This window comes from Frankia sp. AvcI1 (assembly GCF_001420875.1).
Taxonomy (GTDB): Bacteria; Actinomycetota; Actinomycetes; order Frankiales; family Frankiaceae; genus Frankia; species Frankia alni.
The window spans coordinates 11,259-33,589 of the sequence record NZ_LJFZ01000008.1 but is presented as its reverse complement, the minus strand read 5'-3'; the positions used below and the strand labels follow the sequence as shown (position 1 = coordinate 33,589).

Annotated in this window: 12 protein-coding genes and 23 pseudogenes; 27 read left to right on the top strand and 8 right to left on the bottom strand. The window is 73.3% G+C overall.

Annotated features, from left to right (window positions below):
• On the bottom strand, window positions 1–193 hold a 193-nt coding region (locus UK94_RS46810; RefSeq protein WP_235487373.1), incomplete at its 3' end, for a GNAT family N-acetyltransferase.
• 319 nt (window positions 194–512) lie between these two features.
• Here UK94_RS46810 and UK94_RS46805 point away from each other — a divergent pair.
• The 11 genes and pseudogenes from UK94_RS46805 to UK94_RS46750 all read left to right on the top strand — a co-directional run.
• Window positions 513–636, top strand: a pseudogene (locus tag UK94_RS46805) (hypothetical protein); the annotation flags it as partial.
• Window position 637: 1 nt separating this feature from the next.
• A pseudogene (locus tag UK94_RS46800) lies at window positions 638–709 on the top strand (hypothetical protein); the annotation flags it as partial.
• A gap of 1 nt (window position 710) precedes the next feature.
• A pseudogene (locus UK94_RS46795) lies at window positions 711–1,154 on the top strand (preprotein translocase subunit SecA); the annotation flags it as partial.
• A gap of 1 nt (window position 1,155) precedes the next feature.
• Window positions 1,156–1,562: pseudogene (locus UK94_RS46790) on the top strand (preprotein translocase subunit SecA); the annotation flags it as partial.
• A gap of 1 nt (window position 1,563) precedes the next feature.
• Window positions 1,564–1,815 (top strand): annotated as a pseudogene (locus tag UK94_RS46785) (hypothetical protein); the annotation flags it as partial.
• Between the two features lie 2 nt (window positions 1,816–1,817).
• Window positions 1,818–1,873 (top strand): annotated as a pseudogene (locus UK94_RS46780) (hypothetical protein); the annotation flags it as partial.
• 1 nt (window position 1,874) lies between these two features.
• Window positions 1,875–2,370, top strand: a pseudogene (locus UK94_RS46775) (preprotein translocase subunit SecA); the annotation flags it as partial.
• Window position 2,371: 1 nt separating this feature from the next.
• A pseudogene (locus UK94_RS46770) lies at window positions 2,372–2,567 on the top strand (hypothetical protein); the annotation flags it as partial.
• Between the two features lies 1 nt (window position 2,568).
• Window positions 2,569–2,691 (top strand): annotated as a pseudogene (locus UK94_RS46765) (hypothetical protein); the annotation flags it as partial.
• 1 nt (window position 2,692) lies between these two features.
• Window positions 2,693–2,795, top strand: a pseudogene (locus UK94_RS46760) (hypothetical protein); the annotation flags it as partial.
• Between the two features lie 37 nt (window positions 2,796–2,832).
• Window positions 2,833–3,476: SEC-C metal-binding domain-containing protein (locus UK94_RS46750; protein ID WP_235487371.1), on the top strand; the 644-nt coding region annotated here is incomplete at its 5' end.
• Window positions 3,477–3,570: 94 nt separating this feature from the next.
• On the opposite strand, the gene UK94_RS75970 is transcribed toward UK94_RS46750, so the two are convergent.
• Together UK94_RS75970 and UK94_RS10360 are read right to left on the bottom strand one after the other, a co-directional pair.
• Window positions 3,571–3,990 carry an Rv3235 family protein gene (locus UK94_RS75970; RefSeq protein ID WP_313949479.1) on the bottom strand — a complete coding sequence of 140 codons (420 nt, stop codon included), beginning with the start codon at window positions 3,988–3,990 and terminating at the stop codon, window positions 3,571–3,573.
• Between the two features lie 465 nt (window positions 3,991–4,455).
• Window positions 4,456–5,892 carry a hypothetical protein gene (locus UK94_RS10360; RefSeq protein ID WP_055749654.1) on the bottom strand — a complete coding sequence of 479 codons (1,437 nt, stop codon included), beginning with the start codon at window positions 5,890–5,892 and terminating at the stop codon, window positions 4,456–4,458.
• Between the two features lie 160 nt (window positions 5,893–6,052).
• Here UK94_RS10360 and UK94_RS10355 point away from each other — a divergent pair, with 160 nt between their 5' ends.
• Complete coding sequence (locus UK94_RS10355) at window positions 6,053–6,622, top strand: hypothetical protein (RefSeq protein ID WP_011602507.1); 570 nt, start codon at window positions 6,053–6,055, stop codon at window positions 6,620–6,622.
• A gap of 65 nt (window positions 6,623–6,687) precedes the next feature.
• On the opposite strand, the pseudogene UK94_RS10350 reads toward UK94_RS10355, so the two are convergent.
• A pseudogene (locus UK94_RS10350) lies at window positions 6,688–6,864 on the bottom strand (helix-turn-helix domain-containing protein); the annotation flags it as partial.
• 1 nt (window position 6,865) lies between these two features.
• A pseudogene (locus UK94_RS73400) lies at window positions 6,866–6,924 on the bottom strand (DNA-binding protein); the annotation flags it as partial.
• 504 nt (window positions 6,925–7,428) lie between these two features.
• Between UK94_RS73400 and UK94_RS10345 the strand changes: the two are divergent.
• The 8 genes and pseudogenes from UK94_RS10345 to UK94_RS10325 all read left to right on the top strand — a co-directional run bounded on the left by UK94_RS10345 (window position 7,429) and on the right by UK94_RS10325 (window position 12,589).
• Window positions 7,429–8,199: an SAF domain-containing protein gene (locus tag UK94_RS10345; protein ID WP_055749652.1), complete on the top strand. Its 771-nt coding sequence runs from the start codon at window positions 7,429–7,431 to the stop codon at window positions 8,197–8,199.
• Window positions 8,196–9,527, top strand: a complete 1,332-nt coding sequence (locus UK94_RS10340) for a chromosome partitioning protein (RefSeq protein WP_011602510.1) — start codon at window positions 8,196–8,198, stop codon at window positions 9,525–9,527. The genes UK94_RS10345 and UK94_RS10340 overlap by 4 nt, the downstream gene beginning before the upstream one ends.
• Window positions 9,528–10,026: 499 nt before the next feature.
• Window positions 10,027–10,342: pseudogene (locus tag UK94_RS46745) on the top strand (helix-turn-helix transcriptional regulator); the annotation flags it as partial.
• A gap of 1 nt (window position 10,343) precedes the next feature.
• A pseudogene (locus UK94_RS46740) lies at window positions 10,344–10,417 on the top strand (transcriptional regulator); the annotation flags it as partial.
• A 1-nt stretch (window position 10,418) separates the two neighbouring features.
• Window positions 10,419–10,527, top strand: a pseudogene (locus UK94_RS46735) (transcriptional regulator); the annotation flags it as partial.
• Between the two features lie 252 nt (window positions 10,528–10,779).
• Window positions 10,780–11,397 (top strand): annotated as a pseudogene (locus UK94_RS46730) (patatin-like phospholipase family protein); the annotation flags it as partial.
• Between the two features lies 1 nt (window position 11,398).
• Window positions 11,399–11,958, top strand: a pseudogene (locus UK94_RS46725) (patatin-like phospholipase family protein); the annotation flags it as partial.
• Between the two features lie 136 nt (window positions 11,959–12,094).
• Window positions 12,095–12,589: a hypothetical protein gene (locus tag UK94_RS10325; protein WP_011602513.1), complete on the top strand. Its 495-nt coding sequence runs from the start codon at window positions 12,095–12,097 to the stop codon at window positions 12,587–12,589.
• Between the two features lie 2,663 nt (window positions 12,590–15,252).
• Here the strand turns inward: UK94_RS10325 and UK94_RS75965 are convergent.
• The 3 genes and pseudogenes from UK94_RS75965 to UK94_RS46715 all read right to left on the bottom strand — a co-directional run.
• Entirely contained in the window at window positions 15,253–15,687 is a 435-nt protein-coding gene (locus tag UK94_RS75965; RefSeq protein WP_313949478.1) for a PAS-domain containing protein, read from the bottom strand.
• Window positions 15,688–16,487: 800 nt separating this feature from the next.
• Window positions 16,488–16,725: pseudogene (locus UK94_RS46720) on the bottom strand (histidine kinase); the annotation flags it as partial.
• A 1-nt stretch (window position 16,726) separates the two neighbouring features.
• Window positions 16,727–16,833 (bottom strand): PAS domain-containing protein (locus UK94_RS46715; protein ID WP_235487453.1); only part of this gene is annotated, 107 nt, incomplete at its 3' end.
• Between the two features lie 649 nt (window positions 16,834–17,482).
• Between UK94_RS46715 and UK94_RS10310 the strand changes: the two are divergent.
• The 7 genes and pseudogenes from UK94_RS10310 to UK94_RS10290 form a co-directional block, all read left to right on the top strand.
• A pseudogene (locus UK94_RS10310) lies at window positions 17,483–18,419 on the top strand (ATPase, T2SS/T4P/T4SS family); the annotation flags it as partial.
• 1 nt (window position 18,420) lies between these two features.
• Window positions 18,421–18,502 (top strand): annotated as a pseudogene (locus tag UK94_RS46710) (hypothetical protein); the annotation flags it as partial.
• A 1-nt stretch (window position 18,503) separates the two neighbouring features.
• Window positions 18,504–18,790, top strand: a pseudogene (locus tag UK94_RS46705) (CpaF/VirB11 family protein); the annotation flags it as partial.
• 212 nt (window positions 18,791–19,002) lie between these two features.
• On the top strand, window positions 19,003–19,863 hold an 861-nt coding region (locus tag UK94_RS10305; RefSeq protein WP_235487364.1), incomplete at its 5' end, for a type II secretion system F family protein.
• Window positions 19,860–20,706, top strand: a pseudogene (locus tag UK94_RS10300) (type II secretion system F family protein); the annotation flags it as partial. The gene UK94_RS10305 and the pseudogene UK94_RS10300, both read left to right, overlap by 4 nt.
• Window position 20,707: 1 nt before the next feature.
• Window positions 20,708–20,756, top strand: a pseudogene (locus UK94_RS73395) (hypothetical protein); the annotation flags it as partial.
• Window positions 20,757–21,223: 467 nt separating this feature from the next.
• Complete coding sequence (locus UK94_RS10290) at window positions 21,224–21,739, top strand: TadE/TadG family type IV pilus assembly protein (RefSeq protein WP_235487362.1); 516 nt, start codon at window positions 21,224–21,226, stop codon at window positions 21,737–21,739.
• Window positions 21,740–22,331: the final 592 nt, after the last annotated feature.

Genomic DNA, 22,331 nt, shown 5'->3' with positions numbered 1-22,331 from the left:
TCGCCCAGGCGGCGGGGGCCTGCCTGGCCACGAAGTCCTCTGCGTGCTGGTGTCCGTAGGGCGTGGGCACCCGCGTCCATCGCCCGATCTCGGGATCCTGGCAGGCCTCGTACACGGCGTCGATGTCATACGGGCGCCACGGGCGCAGATGCAGGCGGCCGGCGGTGATCTCCGCTGGTTCGAGAGACGGCATGTCTCTCCTTTTACCGGCTCCCGGTTCACCGCCGGCACGCGGCGTACCCCCGTCCACCCGCCCGGGCACCCCGCGGGGCCCCCGGACGTTGGAGTGGATGACNCCATCGCGGGGCGCCGGGCCATCGCCCCGTTGTCCTGCTCGTTTGTGTCCACGCAATCCCCGTGCCCGGGCGTCGGCACCCGTCCCCACCTCGTACAGCCCGTTGCCGACCGCGGCTGGAGGAACCGCGTCCGGATGGATGTTGTGGGGGACGGTCCAGGGGCTAGCATCGTGGGGTCGGTGCCTCGCCGACATGCCTGCCGGAGGAGTTTCGCCCGTGGTTCTAGACAAGATCTTGCGTGCCGGCGAGGGCCGGATTCTGCGCAAGCTCAAGGCGATCGCCGAGCAGGTGAACCTGATCGAGGACGACTTCACCGGGCTGTCCGACGGTGAGCTGCGCGNCATGACCGACGAGTTCCGCCAGCGCGTCGCGGAGGGCAAGGAGTCCCTCGACGACCTGCTGCCCGAGGCATTNGCCGCCGTCCGCGAGGCGGCCCGGCGCACGCTCGGCCAGCGGCACTTCGACGTGCAGATCATGGGCGGCGCGGCGCTTCATCTCGGCAACATCGCCGAGATGAAGACCGGTGAGGGCAAGACGCTGGTCTCCACCCTGCCCGCCTACCTGAACGCCCTGGCGGGCAAGGGCGTGCACATCGTCACGGTCAACGACTACCTCGCCCAGCGTGACGCCGAGAACATGGGTCGCGTCCACCGTTTCCTCGGCCTCACCGTCGGGGTGATCCACCCGCAGATGCCGCCCCCGGTCCGTCGCGCCCAGTACGCCTGCGACATCACCTACGGCACGAACAACGAGTTCGGGTTCGACTATCTGCGCGACAACATGGCCTGGAGCGCCGACGAGCTGGTCCAGCGCGGCCACAACTTCGCGGTGGTCGACGAGGTCGACTCGATCCTCATCNACGAGGCCCGCACGCCGTTGATCATCAGTGGCCCGGCGGACAACCCGACCCGCTGGTACACGGAGTTTGCCCGGATCGCCCCCCTGCTGGAGCGCGACGTCGACTACGAGGTCGAAGAGGGCAAGCGGACGGTGGCCATCACCGAGTCCGGCGTGGAGAAGGTCGAGGACCAGCTCGGCATCGAGAATCTGTACGAGTCGGTGAACACGCCGCTCGTGGGCTACCTGAACAACTCGCTGAAGGCCAAGGAGCTCTACAAGCGGGACAAGGACTACATCGTCACCGACGGCGAGGTCCTCATCGTCGACGAGTTCACCGGTCGGGTGCTGCACGGGCGGCGCTACAGCGAGGGAATGCACCAGGCGATCGAGGCCAAGGAAAAGGTCGAGATCAAGCAGGAGAACCAGNCCCTCGCGACGATCACCCTGCAGAACTACTTCCGGCTCTACGACAAGCTTTCCGGAATGACCGGTACCGCCATGACCGAGGCGGCCGAGTTCCACCAGATCTACGCCCTCGGCGTGGTGCCGATCCCGACGAACAAGCCGATGATCCGTAACGACCAGCCGGACGTCGTCTACAAGACCGAGATCGCGAAGTTCGACGCCGTGGTCGAGGACATCGCCGAGCGGCACGAGAAGGGCCAGCCGGTCCTGGTCGNNACCACGAGCGTGGAGAAGTCCGAGTACCTGTCCAAGCAGCTCACCAAGCGGGGCGTNCCGCACGAGGTCCTCAACGCCAAGCACCACGAGCGGGAGGCGACCATCATCGCCGAGGCGGGCCGCAAGGGCGCCGTCACGGTGGCGACGAACATGGCCGGCCGCGGTACCGACATCATGCTCGGCGGGAACCCGGAGTTCATCGCCCAGGCCGAGCTGCGTCAGCGCGGGCTCTCGCCGATCGAGACCCCCGAGGACTACGAGGCGGCCTGGCAGGAGGCGCTGGAGAAGGCCCGCCAGTCGGTGAAGACCGAACACGAGGACGTGGTCGAGGCCGGCGGTCTCTACGTGCTCGGCACCGAGCGGCACGAGTCCCGGCGCATCGACAACCAGCTACGTGGTCGTGCCGGCCGGCAGGGCGACCACGGCGAGTCGCGGTTCTACCTCTCCCTGGGCGACGATCTCATGCGGCTGTTCAACGCGGCCGCCGTCGAGGGGATCATGGATCGCCTCAACATCCCCGAGGACGTCCCGATCGAGTCGAAGATCGTGACGCNGGCGATCCGGTCGGCTCAGACCCAGGTCGAGGGCCAGAACTTCGAGATCCGCAAGAACGTCCTCAAGTACGACGAGGTCATGAACAAGCAGCGCACCGTCATCTACGAGGAGCGCCGCAAGGTCCTCGACGGTGCCGACCTGCACGAGCAGGTGCGGCACTTCGTCGACGACACCGTCGAGGGGTACGTGCGCGGTNCCACCGCCGACGGCTACCCGGAGGAGTGGGACCTCGACACCCTGTGGACCGCGCTCGGCCAGCTCTACCCGGTCGGCGTGGAGGCACCGGACACCGACGACCGCGACGGGCTGACCACCGATCNCCTGCTGGAGGATGTGCAGGCCGACGCGCAGGAGGCCTACGACCGCCGCGAGCTCGACCTCGGCGAAGGTGCAGACGGCGAGCCGATCATGCGTGAGCTGGAGNGGCGAGTCGTGCTCGCCGTGCTGGACCNCAAGTGGNGCGAGCACCTGTACGAGATGGACTACCTGCAGGAGGGCATCGGCCTGCGGGCGATGGGACAACGCGACCCGCTGGTGGAGTACCAGCGCGAGGGTTTCGACATGTTCCAGACGATGATGGAGGGCATCAAGGAGGAGTCCGTCCGCCTCCTGTTCAACGTCGAGGTCCAGATCGCCGGCCAGGAGACCGAGGCGGCGCCCGCGGAGAACGTCGCCGTCGCTCCGGCGCCCCCCGCGGGAGCCGCCGCCCTGCCCGCCGCGGTCGCGCCCCTGGCCCTGCCGGATGCTGCCGAGGACGACCGGGCGGCCGCGCGCCGGACTCCACCAGAGGTCCCGGCCGCGCCGGCGCCGCCTGCCGCGCCGCCGGTCTTCGTCAAGGGCCTGGAGCCGCGCCGTCCGACCGGCGGGCTCCGTTACACCGCGCCGTCGGTCGACGGCGGCGCCGGACCAGTCACCATCCTGGACTCGGGTGCCGAGTCGCCAGTCGCTGGCGGTGCGGCTCGAGCGGCCCGTGGGCCCGCCGGTGGGTCGGCGGCGGGGGCGAGCGCCCGCCCCGCTCGCAACGCGCCCTGCCCGTGCGGCTCGGGTCGCAAGTACAAGCGGTGCCACGGCGATCCCGCACGGCGCAACGCCGAGGCCGAGTAGGAAACGCGCTACCAGCACTTTCGGTCTCGGCCGTCGGACGGCGGGCAACCCCGCTGCCCGACGGCCGACAAGCCGGCGCCGGGTCGCCGCGCGGTCAGCCGACCTGCAGAGTCGTGACCCGCCACCGGCCGCCGGCGGCCTCCATCCGCAGTGCCAGCGCCGCCGCCCGCGCGCCGCGGCTGATCACCGCCGACACCTCGGCCACGCCGGGTCGCGGTTCGCTCACCCGCACACTGCGCACCTGGCCGCGGCGGCGGCGGTCGCCGAGCTGTGCGGCGATGCGCTCGAGATCGTGCTGAAGTCTGGGCGTCGTCCATCCGGCGAGGTGGGCCACGGGACGCACGCCGCCGAGCGCCTCGACGATGGCCCGGACGACGATCACCGCGGCCTCCCGCGCGGGCGCGGCCGGCCGGCCGGCCGCCGGGCTGCGAGCCGCCCGGCGTCCCGTCGCGGGCAGATCGCTCGAGGGCGGTCCCTGCGCCGGGCCGGCCTCGGTGAAGACCTGCTCCGGCACGGTGAGCTGCCGGGGCGAGCGGTCCACGCCCGCGGAGCCGCCACCGGCCCGCTCCTCGGCGCCGTGAGGGCCGATCGAGCCATCAACGGCCGCGTCGGGGACAGCCGTGTCCGGCCGGTCGATGCCCGGATGGTCGGTGTCCGGATGGTCGGGGGCCCGGCCTGCGGGGGGAGGGGCTGAACGTCCGCCTCCGCCGCCGCCGGAGCCGCGGCGGTGACCGCTCCCGCCGGGAGCCGGCGCCGGCCGGCCTGACCGGTCGGTGGCACCNCCGGCTCGCCGGGCGGGTCGGATCCGAGCGTGAGCCGGTCGGCCGCCTGCGGCGGCGGGCTCGATCTCGTCGTCGTAGGGGGGTTCGTTCGGGGCGACGGGGAGCAGCCGCATGCCGGGGACCGAGTGGTGTGGTCGCCGGGGCAGGGGCAGGGCACAGGTGGCGGTCACGGCAGGCTCCGATGGTGGCGGGCGGGGTCAGGGCCCGGATGGCGGTCTGAGTCGTTGGCCGGGAAGTATCACGTTCGGGTCGTGGCCGATCACGTCGGAGTTCGCGGCCCACCAGCGGGGCCATTCGGCCGCGATCTGCTCGTGCGTGGCGGTGGGGCCGAGATGACGGGCGGCGATCGTCCACAGGTTGTCCCCGCGCAGGACGACGACCTCCTCGGCCTCACCGGCGCGGGCCGACTGGCCGGTGCCCGACGGGCTGGCCGGAACGCCGGTTCCGCGATGGGAGGACGGGACGAGCGGGTCGCGTGCCGGTGCTGAGGAGGCGGGTCGTGGCTCGGGCGCCGTCGAGGCACCGCCGGCGGGGGCCGGGCCGGTCGGTGCCGTCGACGGCGCCGCGGTGAGCGGCGGATCGGTGGCCGGGCGCTCGAGATCCGGCCAGCTCACCGACGTGCGTGCCGCGGTGAGCCGGACGGGGGGGCCGGGGTCAGGGGCCGCCGGAGCGCCGCTGTGGGCGGCGTCCGGAGAGGGAGGCGGCGTCGAGGAGGTCGACGCCGGTGTGGTTGCGTGCAGGTCGACGACGGGGATGGCCTCACCCAGGCCCGGCACGGAGATCGTCGGGCTGACGTCCGTGCCCCGGGTGGGGTCCGGGGCGGCGGTCGGGCGGCCGAGATCGGGCAGCTCGGGTGTGGCCGGGGACGGGCGATCGAGGGCGGGGCGCTCGAGATCGGGCAGCTCGGATGTGGCCGGGGCCGGGTCCGGGGCCGGACGGTCGAGGTCGGGCAGCCCGGCCGCGCCGGGCGAGGCCGACGCCGGACGGGCCGCCTCGCCGTGGTAGGCCACGCCCTGCACCTGAGGCCCGGAGCCGGCGGATCGGGCGCCGACCGCGCCGGGCGGGGCGGCGCCGGGCGGGGCCGCGACGGGCGCCGTCGCGGCCGGGCGGTCCAGGGCCGGCAGGCCGGTCGCGTGACCCGAGGCCGGCGCCGCCGCACTGGCGAGACCGATCGCCGCCGGGCGGCCGAGATCGGGGAAGGTCGCCGGTGCCGTGACGCCGACCCCGATCGCCGGGTGGCCGCCGGCGGCCGCGGCGGGCATCGCCGCCATCACCGGCGCGACGCCGGCGACCAGGGTGACGCCGAGACCAAGTTCGATCATCCGGCGCATTGCGCGGGGCAGGACCAGGCGGGCCAGCGCCGCGCTGAGCCGGCCGACGCCGCCCGGGATCGCGGCGGCCACGCCGAGCAGGACGCCCAGGCACAGCCAGAGCAGGCACAGCCACGCCACCGCGCCGACGACCGTGACGAGGGCCTGCTCGGGCGCCGCGGTGAACCAGTCCGGCACGTCGCCGACGCCGGCCGGCAGGTCCGCGAGCCGGGGGCCGAAGACGATCAATATGATCGCCGTGCCCGCGGCTCCGGCCGCGCCGGCGAACAGCGCCAGCGTCCGCCGAGCCGCTCCCGCGATCATCGTCGCTGCTCCTGTCTGCCGGATGTCGTCGAACGACTTCGTTTGCCTATGTTTGGTTGTGTAAACCTCTGGCGTCCCACTGTCAATCCCGCTTGCGTCGTGCGTGAGGGATCGGGTCGCCCGGTGTGCAGCGGAACGTACCCGTACGGGAGGAGACCCGATGCGTTGGGAGGACCTGTTCGCGGACCTCGAGCTGCAGTGGGAGGCGAACGAGGCCGCCGAGCTCGCCGCCGAGCTCGCCGACCGCAGCCGCCGAGAGGCCGCCTACCTGCGGCTGATCGATCGTCTGCGGCCGGTCGTGGGACACCCGGCGCGTTGCCGGGTGCTGGGCGGGCAACGGGCGCCGGAGACGCTGCACGGCACGCTGTCCGCGCTGGGGATGGACTGGTTCCTGCTCGCGGAGCCCGGCGCGACGGAGGTGCTGGTGCCGATGCGCTCGCTGCTCGCGGTCGAGAACCTGCCGGTCGTCTCCGCCCAGCCGGGGCACGAGGGGCCGCTGGCCGCGAAGCTGGACCTGCGGTACGTGCTGCGGGGGCTCGTCCGGGACCGTTCCGTGTGCACGCTGCTGTTCGTGGACGGGACGAGCCTGCACGGCACGCCGGTCCGGGTGGGGGCGGACTTCCTGGAGGTCGCCGAGCACGCGGTGGGCGAGTTCGCCCGCCGCGGCCGGGTCCGATCGGGGTGGACGATGCCGCTCGACGCGATCGCCTACGTGCGCCGCGTTCCCTGACCGGCCCGGTGCATGACCCGGTGCATGACCCGGCGCGCGGTCCGCTGCGCGGCACGGCAGCGGACTCAGTCCTCCGGCACGGCCTCGTTGCGGCTCATGGGATTGGCCGCGACGAAGGCCCGGGTCTGCTCGTAGGCACGCTGGATGTACGCCTCCAGCTCCGCGCGCTCCACCCGCCACTGCCCCCGGCCACCGATCTTGATGGCGGGAAGCTCGCCCGAGCGGACGAGGGCGTAGGTCTGNCTGGACGAGATGTTGAGGATGTCCGCCACGTCGCTCAGCTGAAGGAAGCGGTCGTTCATCAAAGTCCTCCTACTGAGGGCGGATGTCTCTCCTCACGTGTGTATCAGAGATTCCACTGTTCATCGCCTCCAGATGCCTCAGCTTGTGGATAACTACGCCCGGACGCCGCCGAAAGCTCTCGCTCGCGGCTGTTCTGGTCCGCTACCACCCGGGCTTGGCGTCGCCGGCCGACCGCCGGGCTCGCCGGCCCCCTGAGCTGCGACGCCACCGGTGCGAAGCGGCGAAGTACGCCGGGGCGCTCGGATCCCGCGACGCGAAATTCGCGTGGCTTCGTCCCGGCGCGCATCGCACCGGGCCGGCTGCGCGTCCAACAGGTGAGCTCAGGACACCCGGGATGTCGCTGCGCGCGGGCGGTCGATGGACACCGACCGTCGACGGTGGCGTTCCGCAGCGGAATCCTCGCCGGTTTCGGTGGGTTCGGGGCCTTCGACCGCGTACGCTCTGCGACCGAAAGGTGTGAACGTGCACCCATGGTCCGGCCAGGAGAAAAGGGAGGTCTCCCGGTGACCGAGCTCGCCGCGGCGCCGGTCCGTTCCGAGGCGCCCCCGCCGGGCTCACCTCCCGCCCGCCGGCTGACCCGGCGGCGCTGGCGGGACTCCCGGCTGCTCGTCGGGGTGCTGCTCGTACTCGTCTCGGTCGTCGTGGGAGCGCGGCTGTTCGCGTCGGCGGACGCGACCCGGCAGTGGGTGGTGGCGAAGGGCAGCCTGCCCGCCGGGCACGTCATCGTGGCGGGGGACCTGACCACGGTGTCCGCTCGGCTCGATGCCCGGACGTCCGGGCGCTACTACCCGGGCGGCCGGCTGCGGGACCTGACCGGTGCCACCCTCGCCCGGCCCGTCGACGCCGGGGAGCTGGTCAGCGGGGCCGACTTCGCCGGCCGGAACACGCAGTCCACCAGGCTGGTCCCCGTCATCGTCAAGGCGGGCCGGCTGCCCGCCCTCGAGCCCGGCGACCACGTCGACGTGTACGTGTTCTCCGCCGGGTCCGCGGCGGCCACCGGCTCCGGCGACCAGACCGGCGATCGCACGAACCAGCCGGCGCCGGCCGTGGGGGCCGGCGCCGAGTCGCTGGTCCTGCACGACGTCGAGTTCGTCGGGCTGGAGAAGCTGGCCAGCGGTGACCGGTCGCTGACGTTGCGCGTGCCGATTGACAATGCGATCCAGGCCGTCGCGGCGTCCCAGAGCGAGCGGGTCGACGTCGTGAAGCTCGAACGGGACTCCCGCGGCGGCGTCGGCTCGACCGGACCGACCTCCGTGGCGGGGTACGGCCGGTGAGTCTGCCGATCCTGACCGCGGTGACCGACTCCGAGGTCGAGGCCGGCCTGGTCTCGGCCTTCGATCGCCGCGATCTCGGCGTCACCGTCGTCCGCCGCTGCGTCGACCTGCCGGACCTGCTCGCCGCGGCGACGACCGGAGCGGCGCGTGCGGCGCTGCTGTCGGCCGATCTGCGCCGGCTGGACCGCGATGCGCTGACCCGGCTGGCCATGGCGGGCATCGCGGTGGTCGGCCTGATCGCGCCGGGGGACGAGGATGCGGACCGCCGTCTGCGCCAGCTCGGCGTCGCCGCGGTCATCCCCGCCGACGCCACCGCCGAGGTGGTCGCCGGCGCCGTCGTCGAGGCCTCCCGAGCCCTGGCGTCCCACGCCGCCGCCCCGGCGGCCTGGCCCGCAGCCTCCTCCTACAGCGAGCCGATGCTGGGCTTCGGGCAGCTCGCCCCGGCCGGCACCGGCACCGACGGCCTCGGCCTCGCCGAGGCCGGTGACGGCCGGGTGATCGCGGTCTGGGGGCCGGCCGGAGCGCCGGGGCGCACGACGATCGCGCTGTGCCTCGCCGCCGAGATCGCGGCACTGGGAGCCTCGACGCTGCTGGTGGACGCCGACTCCTATGGCGGGGCGATCGGCCAGCTCGTCGGCCTGCTGGAGGAGGCGCCGGGCCTGGCCGCCGCGGCTCGGTCCGCCAACCAGGGCCTGCTCGACGTGCCGCGACTGGCGGTGCTGTGCCGGGATCTGGGCGAGGGCCTGCGGGTGCTGCCCGGCATCTCCCGGCCGTCGCGGTGGCCCGAGCTGCGTCCGGCGTCCATCGAGACGGTGCTGTCGATGTCCCGGCGGCTGGCGTCCTACGTGGTGGTGGACTGCGGCTTCTGCCTGGAGACGGACGAGGAGTTGTCGTTCGACACCGCGGCGCCGCGGCGCAACGGCGCGACGCTCGCTGTGCTCGAGGCGGCCGACATCGTCCTCGCGGTCGCTTCGGCGGAGCCGGTCGGTCTGGTCCGGTTCGTCCGCGGACTGGCCGATCTGCGGGAGACGGTCCCGGCGGCCGATCCGCTCGTGGTGGTCAACCGGCTGCGGGCCTCGGTCGTCGGCGGCGACCCCTCCCGGGAGGTCGGCCGGGCGATCCTGCGCCACACCGGAACCGAGCCGGTCGCGCTCGTGCCCTATGACCTCGCCGGGCTGGACGCGGCACAGGTCGCCGGTCAGCTCCTGCGGGACATCGCCCCCACCTCCCCGGCCCGGCTGGCGATCCGGGATCTGGCCGCCCGGCTGGCCGGGCGGCCCGCGGTCGGCCGTCGGCGCCGCAGCGGGTTCCGGCGCCAGCCGCGCTAGGTGATCGTCGGCCGGTGAGTGCCAGTGAGTGCCGGTGAGTGCCAGTGAGTGCCGGTGGGTGCCTTGGGTGCCGATGAGCGTGGCCGGCTGGACCGGACTGTGGCAACGCACCGTTACGCCCTCGGCATAACCGTGACATAAAGTATTCGTCTCGTCATGAATGTGTAGCGGGCGTGGTTACAGCGAGCGATTCGTGGGCATCGCTGTGTGGAACGGTTCTGGTCAAGAAGTGAAGGGGATCTTACTCAATGCTTCTAGTGGCAGCAGATCGGCCACGAAAAGGCATCAGTCTGATGCGCTGTGAAGTAAGAACCAAAAGAACGACGCAGTTATGNTGCATAGCGTGATGCAATGTATGTCTGCGTGAGGGTCCCCTTTCGGCAACGTTACGTTAGTGTTGAGCAGGCCTCGAAGGTGCCATCCGGAGCGNGGCCGCAACCGTGTCCGGGGAACCGGAGGCACGGGGATGCTCGGGCGAGACGGCTAGGGGGTGTGTCGGGTGAGCCGGGAGTACGCGAAGGCGGTGGGCGCCCGCCTGCGGGCGATACGGATACAGCAGGGGCTGTCGCTCCAGGGGGTCGAGCAGAAGTCGCGGGGCCGCTGGAAGACCGCCGCCGTCGGCTCCTATGAGCGCGGGGACCGCATGATCAGCGTTCACCAGCTCTCCGAGCTCGCCGGATTCTACGGCGTGCCGGTGTCGGCGCTGCTGCCCAGCGAGGACCAGCTTCCCCCGCGTGAGCGTCGTCCGCGCACGGTCCTGAACCTGGAGAAGCTCAGCGAGGCGCCGCCCGACACCTCCGCGCTCGTCCGGCGGTNGGTGGCGCAGATCCAGCGCCAGCGCGACGACTACGCCGGGCACGTGCTGTCCATCCGCGACGGCGATGTGCGTGNACTCGCCCTGCTGCACGACACCACGCCGCAGGAGTTCGCCGAGCGCCTGCGCAACTGGGGCGTCCTGGAGACGACCTTTCCCGAGGAGAGCGAGGAACCGCCGGAGTAGGCGGTGCGGAACCACCGGCGTCGTCCGGTGGCCCGTCCGGGCGCGTCATGCGCCGCAGGTGACAAACGGTCGACGCGGACCGTGGACTGTGACTGGCCCCATCCCCGGGAGGCCCCACGCGGCGCAACCGCCGCTGACGGCAACCCGGTCCAGGTGCGACCGGGCGGCCCACATGGCAGCGGGCGGACCGGGGCGGCAGGTGCCCCGCGCAGGGCGCATCCCCTCCCGACCGCCGCGCCGGGAGGTGGACAAATGACCAGAAGGCGGGCCCCGCGCAGGGGTTTGGTCCTCGGGGCGGGCGGAGTCCTCGGCTCCGCCTGGATGATCGGCGCCATGCGGGCCGTCGAGACCGAGACGGGCCGCGACCTGGGCAGTAGCGACCTGGTGGTCGGCACCTCGGCCGGCTCCGTCGTCGCGGCCCTGCTCAGCCTCGGCGTCGGCATCGACGTGATGGCCAACTCCGAACGCGGTCTCTACGAGGTGGGCGACCCCGTCCTCGACTACCGAGACCTCGGCGCCTCCCTGCCTCCGCGGCCCCGGATGCGGATGGGCTCGCCCCGGCTGCTCACGGCCAGCGCGCTGCACCCCCGGCACGCCTCACCGATGGTCACCCTCGCGGCGATCCTGCCGCAGGGCCGCGGGAAGATCTCCGCGGTGGGCGACCTGGTCTCCGCCGCGATGGACCGCCAGGGACTTGACCTCGCCGAATGGCCCGCCCCGCCGATCCTGCGGGTCGTCGCGATGAACTTCGACACCGGTCACCGGGTGCTGTTCGGCTCGCCCGACGCACCCCGGGTGACGTTGCCCGAGGCGGTCATGGCGTCCTGCGCGATCCCCGGCTGGTACGCCCCGATCGAGTCGGGCGGCCAGNGCTTCGTCGACGGCGGGACCCGCTCGCCCACGTCGGTCGACCTGCTCGCCGACGCCGGGCTCGAGGAGGTGCTCGTGCTCGCGCCGGCCTGCTCGTTGGCCAGCGACCGCCCCCGTGGCGCGGTGGCCATGGTCGAACGGCAGGTCCGGCGTGCCGCGACCCGCCGGTTGCTGCGGGAGGTCGAGCTGGTCGAGGCCGCGGGCACCCGGGTGACGGTGCTGTCTCCCGGACCGGAGGACCTCGCGGTGATGGGCGGCAACCTGATGGACCTGACCCGCCGCGCGGAGGTGTTCGAGACCAGCCTGCGAACCACGCGCGCGGCCCTGCGCGCGAGTGCCCGCTCGCGCCCCCGACCCCGGCCGGCCCGCGCCGCTGACGCCGCTGTCGCCACCGGTGCCCGCGCGACCTCCGCCGACCGTGCGGTCGCCGCCGCGGCCACCACTGCCACGTCCAGGGCCAGGACCGGCACCCGCGGCGGTGCCGGCGTCGAGGGGGGCGCCGGCACCGGCGAGGGCGCCGGTCCGCCGAAGGGCCGGCTCGGCCTGGACCTGGCCGGCTGACCGGGCGGATCCACGCATGGCATCGGCCCGTTTCCGCCCGCCGCGCTCGGAGGGCGCGGTCGAGGCCGTGCCCGTGGTGCCCGTCGGGTGGGACCCTCGTTGGTCGTCCGGCGCGGCCGGTTGCGAGACTGGCAGGGTGCGCATCTACCTGCCGTCCACGCTCAACGCCGCGCGATCGGTGTGGGAGTCCGGGCAGGTGCCGGCCGGGACGGGCTTTGCGGTCACGCCGGCGCTGCGAGAGTGGTACGCCCAGTCGGAATCCGAGGAGGAGCTGGAGTACGCGGTGCTGCACGACGCGGCACGCGCCAGCCTGCGCCTGCTCGACGCCGACCCGGCGGCCCCACGGCGGCGCCTGGTCTTCGTCGCGGACCTGGCCGACGGCGACGTCCGGGTCCGGGACGACCTTGAACGAGGCGCCGTCGAGGTCGACTTCCCGGTGCCCTGGTCGGCCGTGGGAGCGATCCACGTCGACGACGGCGACGACGACGAGGTCCTCGACGCGGTGGCCGAGGCGGCGGACCACATCGTCGAGGCCGACCTCGGCGGCGAGGACGCGGCCTTCACCGTCGACAGCGTCGAGGGCTTCGAACTGCTCTGGTTCGCTCCGCAGGAGCTGCCCGACCTGCTGTGAGCCCGGCCGCCCTCGTCGTCGGCGGGCCGGCCGGGCGCCTGGACGACGGTTCGGCGCGCTGCCCGGCGTTCGGTGCGAGGCAGACCACACCCATTGATGGTTCGTTGGGGTGCGATGCCTGGACCGGTGCTCACCCGGCGTGAAATGTTGGCGTCGGACGGCGTTTGCGGTGGCCATCCGGTTCCGTCGCGGTGGTCTGCCTCGTCGACCGGCGTCGATGGCCCGCTTTTCTCCACGCAAACCGGTCCAGATGGCCAACGGTTGTGCCTCCCCGGGGTACAGCCGCTGTCGTGTGTTGCGAATAATGCGTAGGCAGGCCGGGAGGCGCCGGCCGGGTTGCCGCCCGGTTGGCATCGATCGTCCGTTTTTCTCCCACCACCTGTCGTGCCGGGATGNCGGCCCGGGCGGGCGTGGATCTCGGTAATCCACCGCGTAAGGAGGCTGGCAGCCGATGCTGTACCTCGCCGGGCAGATCCTGGCGTACGTGCTGGTGGCGATGGTCATCGGCGCCGCGCTGGCGTGGGTGTTCCTGATCGCCCCGCTGCGCCGGCAGGTGCGCCAGACCCGCGATGCCCAGCCGGATCCGACGGTCGACGGCGCCGAGCCGACGCCCGCCGCCGACGCCGTCGTCGACGCCGTCGAGGCCGACGCCGTCGAGGCCGATGGGACCGACGCCGGGCGGACCGAGGCCTGGGGGATCGAGGCTCGGGAGACCGACGCCCGGGAGACCGACCCGCGGTCGGCCGATCGTGCTGGGACGGCGCTCGCGCTCCTGCCGAGCCCCGGGGAGCCTTACCCCAGGGAGCCCGGCGGCGAGATCGCGGTCGGGGGCGACTCCGGGCGCGTCCCGGAGTCTGCCGGGTCCAGCGAGCGTGCGGGAGCGCCGGCGACCGTCGGCGACCGGCTCGGGCAGGACGCGGACTCCCGTGCCTTCGTGCCCGACACGGTGGGAGCGGAACTCGCCACCACCGGGCCGATCCCGTTGCCGATCAACGCCGTGCGCGTCGGGGAACCCGTCGCCGAGCTCGTCGCCCTGCTGNGCCGCCAGCGGGACGACGCCGCCCTGGAGAAGGCCGACCTCACGGCCCGGCTCGCCGTGGCCGAACAGCGGGCGGCAGAATCGGAGCAGCGGATCGGGGCCGCGGAGCGGCATGCCATGACGGCGAGCGCCCGGGTCGAGGAGATCGAATCCACGCTGCGCGCCAGGGTCGAGGCCGCGACGAGTGCCGCCGGCGGCGGCACGCGGGCGGTGGACGCCCCGTCCCCGACCGGCCCCGACACCACCGCGGCCGACACCGGGCTCACCGTCGCGGAGCTGGCGCGCGAGGCGGAGCTGCTGCGCCAGCAGCTTGTCGAGGCGGAGGGCCGGGCCGCGAAGTTCTCCTCCCGGCTGGCGATGGCGCGGACCGAGGCGGAGGACGCCCAGCGTCTCGTCGCGACCATGACCACCCGGCTTGACCGCCACCAGGCCGAATGGGCGGCCGAGCGCCTCAGCCTGCTGGGCCGGATCGAACGGACCGAGGCCTCCCTGGAACGCGGCACCGAGGCCGCCTCCGCCGCCAACCCGGTGGCGGAGCCTGCCTCCGCCGCCGTCGAGTACGCCGAGCTTGTCGGTACGGCGAAGGCGCTGGCCTCGGCGCGCGCCGTCCGCTCGACCCGGGCCGCCGTTCCTCTCTTCGCCGCAGAGCCGGCGGAAGTCGCAGAGCCGGCGGAAGTCGCCGAGCCGGTAGACGCCGACGAGCCGGTCGACGTTGCCGAGCCGGGCGGCACGCCAGAGCCGGTCGATCGCGCTGAGCCGGTCGATCGCGCTGAGCCGGTCGATGGTGCCGAGTCGGTAGACGCGGTCGTGTCGCCGGGGGTCGCGGGGCCGGGACGCGAGGACGAGCCGGCCGTGGGCGAGGAGTCCGCGCGGCTCGACGAGTCGGTGCGACCGCACTCGGACGGCGCCGCCCTCGCCGCGGCGGCTTCGGTCGAGTCCGGGACGGCTGCGCCCGCCGGGAGCGAACCGGTTCGCGCAGGCGCGCTGGGTGTGGCGGGCATGAGGGCCCGGACCTCCGGTGTCACCAAGGAGCGACCGGCGGCGGTGGCCGGGGTTCCGGCTCCGACGGGCAGCGGGTCTGTCACCGCGCCGGGGGTGCGGTCGGGCGCCACGGGCGAGCAGGCCGCGGGCGGTCGGGTCGTCCAGGAGGCCGCGCCGCGCTGGAACGGACTGCTCGATCCGGGCGGCGCCGTCGGCGACAACCTCAAGGAGATCGTCGGCATCGGCCCGGTGATNGAATCGCGGTTGCGGACGCTGGGCATAACGACCTTCAGCCAGCTCGCCGAGATGGGCGACACCGACGTCGACCGGCTGGCCCACAAGCTCGACGGTTTCGGCGATCGGATCATCTCCGACGACTGGGTGGGCCAGGCCCAGGATCTCCAGGTGCGCCACTACGGCGGCGTCTTCTAGAGACGACCACGTCCGCCCCAGGGCGGCCCGGTTCCGGCCCGGTTCCGGCCAGAACAGGGCCAGATCGTGNCGAGGCCTGGGTGCGTCGACCGGTGGCACACCGAGCATCGCGGCATCGAGGTAACCCCGCCGCGTCGCCCGATTGGACGGCCGGCGTCACGCCCGTGGCCGGCCGGGCGTCGCCAGGGCACGGCAACGCCCGGTCCGCGGCTCACAGCCCGGAGATGAGTCCCTCGATCTCGGCCTCGAGGATCCGGCGGTCGGTGACGTCGCTGTAGAGCCACAGGTGGCCGCGGTAGCCGTCCGCCGCGGCCAGCGCGATGTGGCTGCGTTCGAAGACCCGGCCGTCGGCGAACATGACCGGCTCGCGTCGCAGCGTCCGGCGCCGGCGCAGCAAGGTGTCCAGGCGGGCGGCGAAGCCGGAGGGGTCGTCGACGAGCCCGGCCCGCGGCCGCAGATGCCGGCGGCAGTCCGTGCCGACCACGTCGACGGGCGAGTCCGCCAGGTCGAACAGGTCGCAGTACATCTGGTTGACGGCGACGACGCTGCCGTCGCGATCGGCGATGAGGACCGCGGTCGTGAGCTCGGCGAGCAGGGTCGTCAACCAGCGCTCCCGGTCGCGGCAGGCCTCCTCGATCCGGCGCATCTCGGCGAACAGGCAGCCGCACCCCTCGGCCGGGTGGCCGCCGTCGGCGTGCGCGGGGCGCGGATGCAGGTCGCCATCCTCGTCGCGATGCAGGACGACCGCGGCGCGCCACTCGGCGCCGGGGGGGAGCGCGCCGCGCGGGTAGCTCGCGGATCGCTCCTCCGGGGTCTCCCGGGGGGCCGACCGGCCGGGCGTGGGCTCCCCGGGGACCGGCCGGCGGGGCAGCGGGACCGTCCAGCGCCTCGCCACGGCGTCGTCCGCTTCGGGCCACCGCGGCGGGGGCCCGGCCAGGGGGTACCCGGTTCCCGCGGGATGTCCGAGCACCGGGCCGTCGGGGGCCGACGTGGGATCGGCCGAGCGGTCCGCGGACCGGTCTGCTCCGGCGACGTGATCCGGACTTTCCGGATCGCCGGGGCCTGCCGGCGCGTCGGTCCAGCGCAACGGGTCGTCGGCGGACTCGCGGAAGGCACGGGCGGCGTCGTCGAACGGGTCGTAGCCGCCCAGCCCGTCGAACAGCCCGTATCGGTCGGGCCCGCCCGGCAGGATGCCCTCCGGTCCGATCTCCTCCGCTCCGACATCCTCCCGGCCGAACAGCTCGTGACCCAGCAGCTGCTCGTCGAGGAAGTCCGCGTCGAAGGCGGTGAAATCAAGTGCCGCCTCCTCGGACTCGAGGGGCGCGGCGGCGTGTCCGGCGTCGTCGGCGCCCGGGCGCCCGGCCTGGCCTTGCGGATGCGTGTGGCTGTCGGGGTGTGCCGGGAGGTCCAGGTCGGGGATGTCGCGGCTGGCGGCGTCCCCGGCGNTGGGTGCGCCGATCGGGGCAGGCGTGAGCGTACCGACGAAGCGGCGCCGCCCGTCGCCGGCGGACGTCGCCACCGTCTGGATGATCGCCCGCCGGGCCGCGCCGCCAGGTAGCACCAGCCGGACCTGTACGGCGAATCCGTCGCCATGCGTGACCAGGCGCCGCCAGTGGTTGCCCACGGTGGCGACGTCGTCGGGATGGACGACCCGGTCCCATCCCCAGCCGACCGCCTCGTCACGNGGAAGCCCGGTCAGTTCGGACCACGGCCGGTTCACAAAGAGATGGCGGCCGACCGCGTCGGTGGCGAATACGGCCACCGGGCAGTTCTCGACAATTCGCCAGAACATTTTCCAAGCGGTCTTGTCGAACATGTCCGAAGGCTGGAAATCTCGGTTTCCACTCATCGGGTCGCCCCTTTCGAGCCGCGCGTAGCGGGCCGCAGGCAGGTCCTGGGCAGCGTCGCCGTGGTGGGCAGACGAGCTTCTCGCAAGCGGTTGCTGAGCCCGCGGATCGATGGCTGACCGGACACGGAAGGGACCCCCGAGGCAGGCGTTGGTGGCTTACCGGGTGAGATCGGCGGGGTGGGGGAGGCTCCACCGGTCGACCCAGCAAGCGATTGTGGCTTCACGGATGAGCGGGTTAGGGACCGCCGCGAGGCTACCGCCTCCGGGGCGATTCGGCGGCGAAATCCTGCGGGCGTTTCCAGGGCGGTCGGCGCACTGCCGACCCGCGGGATGTACGCGCGCAGCGATCGTCGTCCCCCGATCCGTGGCCGCGCTGCTGATGCGGAGAGTAACTAAATGGGTGGTCAAGGTGGGACCCTGTGCGGNCCGTGACCTGCCTGTGTCCTACCCGGCCCACACCCCCGTAGGGGGTTGTGCGAACGTTGTTGCGTCCGCCCCGATGGTCGGGGCTTGATAAGCGGTGACCTTCTTCCTACGCTTCGTAGCAATTGTCGGGGCGGGAAGAGGCGGAGCTGGAGGAACGGCGGTTTTCGTGGCGGTGGCACGTGGCGGTTGGTTGGACGCCACCTCGTTCGTGGAGGACGAGGTCCGGGAGCTCGTTCGGCGGCGTTCCCTGGATCCCGTGCGCGATCCGGCCCTGGTCCGCCAGCTCGTTCAGGAGGTGCTCGCCGACTATGAGGAACGCGTTCTCGTCAGCGACCTTCCGCCTGTCGTCGACCGGGATGTCACCGCCCGTCTGGTCTACGACGCGGTCGCCGGCTTCGGGCCGCTGCAGCGCCATCTCGACGACCCCACCGTCGAAGAGGTCTGGATCAACGAGCCGGGTCGGGTATTCGTCGCGCGGGCCGGTCGCAGTGAGCTGACGACGACCATTCTCACCGCCGACCAGGTGCAGGATCTGGTCGAACGGATGCTCAAATCGTCCGGCCGGCGGGTGGACCTGTCGACCCCCTTCGTCGACGCCATGCTCCCCGACGGTTCCCGTCTGCACGTGGTGATTCCCGACGTGACCCGGGTGCACTGGTCGATCAACATCCGCAAGTTCGTGCTGAGCGCGGGCAGCATGGACGAGCTGGTCGGGCTCGGCACGATCACCTCCGCGGCGGCGGCGTTCCTGGAGGCCGCCGTCGTCTCCGGGCTCAACATCATCGTCGCCGGTGGCACCCAGGCCGGGAAGACGACGCTGCTCAACTGCCTCGGTTCGGCGATTCCCGCCCGCGAGCGGGTGATCTCGTGCGAGGAGGTCTTCGAGCTGAAGCTGCGCGCCCCGGACTGGGTCGCGATGCAGACCCGGCAGGCCAACCTGGAGGGCAGCGGGGAGATCCGGCTGCGCCGGCTGGTCAAGGAGGCGCTGCGGATGCGCCCGGACCGCCTGCTGGTCGGCGAGGTCCGCCAGGAGGAGGCGCTGGATCTGCTCATCGCGCTGAACTCCGGCCTGCCCGGCATGTGCAGTCTGCACGCCAACTCGGNCCGCGAGGCGGTGACCAAGCTGTGCACGCTGCCGCTGCTCGCCGGGGAGAACGTCAGCCACGCCTTCGTCGTGCCGACCGTGNCCGCCAGCGTCGATCTCGTCGTCCACCTGGAGAAGGACGTCTCGGGTCGCCGGCGCGTCACCGAGATCGTCGCGCTGCCCGGCCGGGCCGAGGGCGACATCGTGGAGATCGCCCAGATCTACCGCTCCCGCGCCGAGGGCCTGGTCCGCGCCGACGGCTTCCCCCCGCACGTCGACCGTTTCACCCGAGCCGGCTACGACCTGCCCACCCTGCTTGCGCAGGGGGAACGTGACCATCCCCAGCGCCGGCCCGGTGGGGGCTGGCCCGAGATCGCCGTGGAGCGCTGATGGGTATCTTCCTCGGCCTGCTGTGCGGGCTCGGCCTGTTCCTCATCATCACCAGCGGCCGGCCCCGCGCGTCCCGCGGNCCGACGACGATGCGCTGGGAGCACACCACCGCGGAGCTGCTCGCCCAGGCCGGCATCCGCGGCCTGAGCCCCCGTCAGTTCGTCGCGATCAGCGTCGCGCTCGGGCTGCTCGTCGGTCTCGTCGTGCTGGCNTTCACCGGGACCCTGTCGCTTGCCGGCGCGTTCGCGGTCTTCGCGAGCCTGCTGCCGCGGGCGCTGGTCGTCCGTCGTCGCCACGGCCGCATCCACGACCTGCGGGAGCTGTGGCCGGACGTCGTCGACAACCTTGCCAGCGCCGTGCGCGCCGGGATGTCGCTGCCCGAGGGCCTGGCCGCCGTCGGGGTGCGCGGGCCGGTGCAGCTGCGTCCGGCGTTCACCCGCTTCGGCGAGGACTACAGCGCCACCGGATCGTTCTCGACCTGCCTGGACCGGCTCGCCGACGAACTCGCCGACCCGGTCGCCGACCGGATCATCGAGTCGCTGCGGATGGCGCGGGAGGTCGGCGGCACCGATCTCGGCCGGCTCCTGCGCACCCTGTCGACCTTCCTGCGCGAGGACGCGCGGACCCGGGCCGAGCTGGAGACCCGCCAGGGCTGGACGGTCAACGCCGCCCGCCTCGCGCTCGCCGCCCCCTGGATCGTGCTTCTCCTGCTGGCCACCCGCGGCCAGAACGTGCAGGCGTACGACAGCCCGACCGGCGTGCTGGTGCTGGTCGTCGGCGGCGGTGTGTCGGCCCTCGCGTACCTGCTGATGAAACGGATCGGCCGGCTGCCCGAGGAGGGCCGGGTGCTGCGTGGCGGCGCCGCCGCCGCTCAGGCCGCGGCCGCCGCCACTCCCGCCGGGCGCGGCTCGGGATCACGCCCGGACGGTCCCGCGGCCGCCCGCCCGACGATCGCCGCTCCCGACCTCGACGGGCCCGGAGGATTCGACGGCCTCGGAGGTTTCGACGGGCCTGGGGGCTTCGACGGGCCTGGGGGCTTCGGGGTGGGGCCCGATCGGGGGATGCAACCATGACGATGGTCGCCGCGGGGGCGCTGCTCGGCCTGCTCGCCGGGCTCGGTCTGGTCATCGTCGTCTACCGCTCGCCCCGGGCTCGGCGCATCCAGCTCGCCGACCGGATCGACCCCTACCTGCGCGACACGCCCAGCCCGTCCCGGCTGCTCGCCGACCGGCCGCGGGCGTCGTCCCGCCCGGGCCTCGCCGCCGTCGAGGCGCTCGTGCGGCCGTTGCTCTCCGACGTCGCCGGCCGCCTCGACCGCTTCCTCGGTGGTCGGGCGGCGTTGCAGCGCCGGCTGACCCAGGCGGGCGGGCGGACCAGCATCGAGGAGTTCCGGGTCCAGCAGGTGATCTGTGCGGTCAGCGGCGCGCTGGTCGGCGCGTTCCTGCTGGCGCTGCGGGCGCTGCTCGGCGTCGGCCCGCCGGCGCTGGTCAGCGTCGCCCTCGTCGTCGCCGGCGCGGCCGGTGGGGTGGTCGGCCGCGAGTACTGGCTGACCCGGGCGATCGGCGAGCGCGAGGACCGGATGCTGCTGGAGTTCCCCACGGTCGCCGAGCTGCTGGCGCTGGCGGTCACCGCGGGGGAGTCCGCCATCGGCGCGTTGGAGCGGGTCAGCCGCCTCACCCACGGCGAGCTGGGCCGCGAGCTGCGCCTGGCCCTCGCCGACGCCCGCGCCGGCGCCACCCTCGTGCAGGCCCTGGAGGGCATCGCCGCCCGCACGGCGCTCGCGCCGCTGACCCGGTTCGTCGACGGCATGGCCGTCGCGATCGAACGCGGCACGCCGCTGGCCGACATCCTGCGCGCCCAGGCGATGGACGTCCGCGAGGCCGGCAAGCGCCAGCTGCTGGAGGCCGGCGGCCGCANGGAGATCGCAATGATGATCCCGGTCGTCTTCCTTGTCCTGCCGACGACCNTGATCTTCGCCTTCTACCCCGCCCTGGTGAGCTTCACCGTGATCGCCCAGTGATCGCGGCGGCCCCCGGGGAGGGACACGGCCTTGGTCCGACTCGGGCCCAACCGACATGGCACAACGCGGTGCTCGACGCGGATGCGCAGGGTGCGCGNCACGGACGACGTGGGCGCGCGGCTCCTGGCCGGGCGCATGGCCCAGGCCAGACGGTGATGGAGGAGACATGGGACGACGTATCGGGCAGACCCTGAAGGCGAGGTGGCTGGCCTGGCGGTCGGCCACCGACACGACCGGCGACGGCCGTGACGGCGATGACGGCCGTGACGGCCGNGACCGGGGGGACGTTCCCGGCTGGGTCATGATCACGGTGATGACGGCGGCACTCGTCGTGGCCATCGCCACGCTGGCGACGCCGGCGCTGCAGAACCTCTTCACCTCGGCGATCAACTCGGTGTCGGGCGTCGGCGGCGGTGGCGGCGGCTGACCTCCCGGCCACGCCGGCCATGGCCGCGCGAGACGGTGCAGACCCGGTCGAGCCCGACGGCGAGGCCGCGCCGGGCGAGGCCAGCACGGCGGCCGGCAGCTCCGTGCCCGGCGAAGACGCCCCGCCGGGCGACGAAGGGTCCGCCGTCGTCGAGTTCATCCTGGTGGGGACGTTGCTGCTGTTCCTGTTCCTAGGGATCCTGCAGGTCGGCCTGATCCTGCACATCCGCAACACGCTCGCGGCGGACGCGGCGGAGGGCGCCCGGCACGCGGCCAACCTCGGCGTCCCGGCCGCGGACGGTGGCCCGTACGCGCAGGCGCTGATCGCCCGGACGATTCCCGGCCGCGCCGACACCGTCTGCACCGGCACCGACGTCGAGGGTCCCGGCGGCACCCCACTCGTCCAGGTCACCTGCAAGGTCGCCGTCCCGCTCGTCCTCGTCCCGCTCGGCGACGGCGTGACGATCACCGTCACCGGCCACGCGGTCAAGGAGCAGCCATGACGCCCCGGCGGCTGCGTACCGTCCACGCGATCTGGGCGCGGGTGGTGTGGGGGAAGGGNCAGGNGCGCGGCGTCGGGGGCGCGGCGCACCGCGTCGGACGGGGGGCAACCGACGACGGCTCGGCGATGATCGAGTTCGTCGGGCTGTCCGTCGTGCTGCTCGTCCCGTTCGTGTACCTGTTCCTGTGCGTGTTCGCGGTGCAGAAGTCGGCGTTCGGCGTCACCCAGGCGGCCCGCGAGGCCGGCCGCGCGTTCGCCACCGCCGACACCGAGACCCAGGGCGCCGACCGCGCCCGCCTCGCGGCCGCCCTCTCCCTGCAGGACCAGGGCGTCGCCGGCCAGCCGCAGGTCCACTTCGCTCCTGCGGGCGCGAACTGCGGCGCGGGCAATCCCGGCGACGGCGCCCAGACCCTGGAACCGGGCGCGNCGTTCGTCATCTGCGTCCGGACGGTCGTCGCCCTACCCGNCACCGGCGCCCTGTTCGCCGGCATCACCGACGTCACCGTCAACGGCCAGTTCACCGTCGTCATCGACCAGTTCCGCGCGGACAGGCGAGAAGCCCAGCCCTAGCAGGGATTTCCTGCGTTCACGGG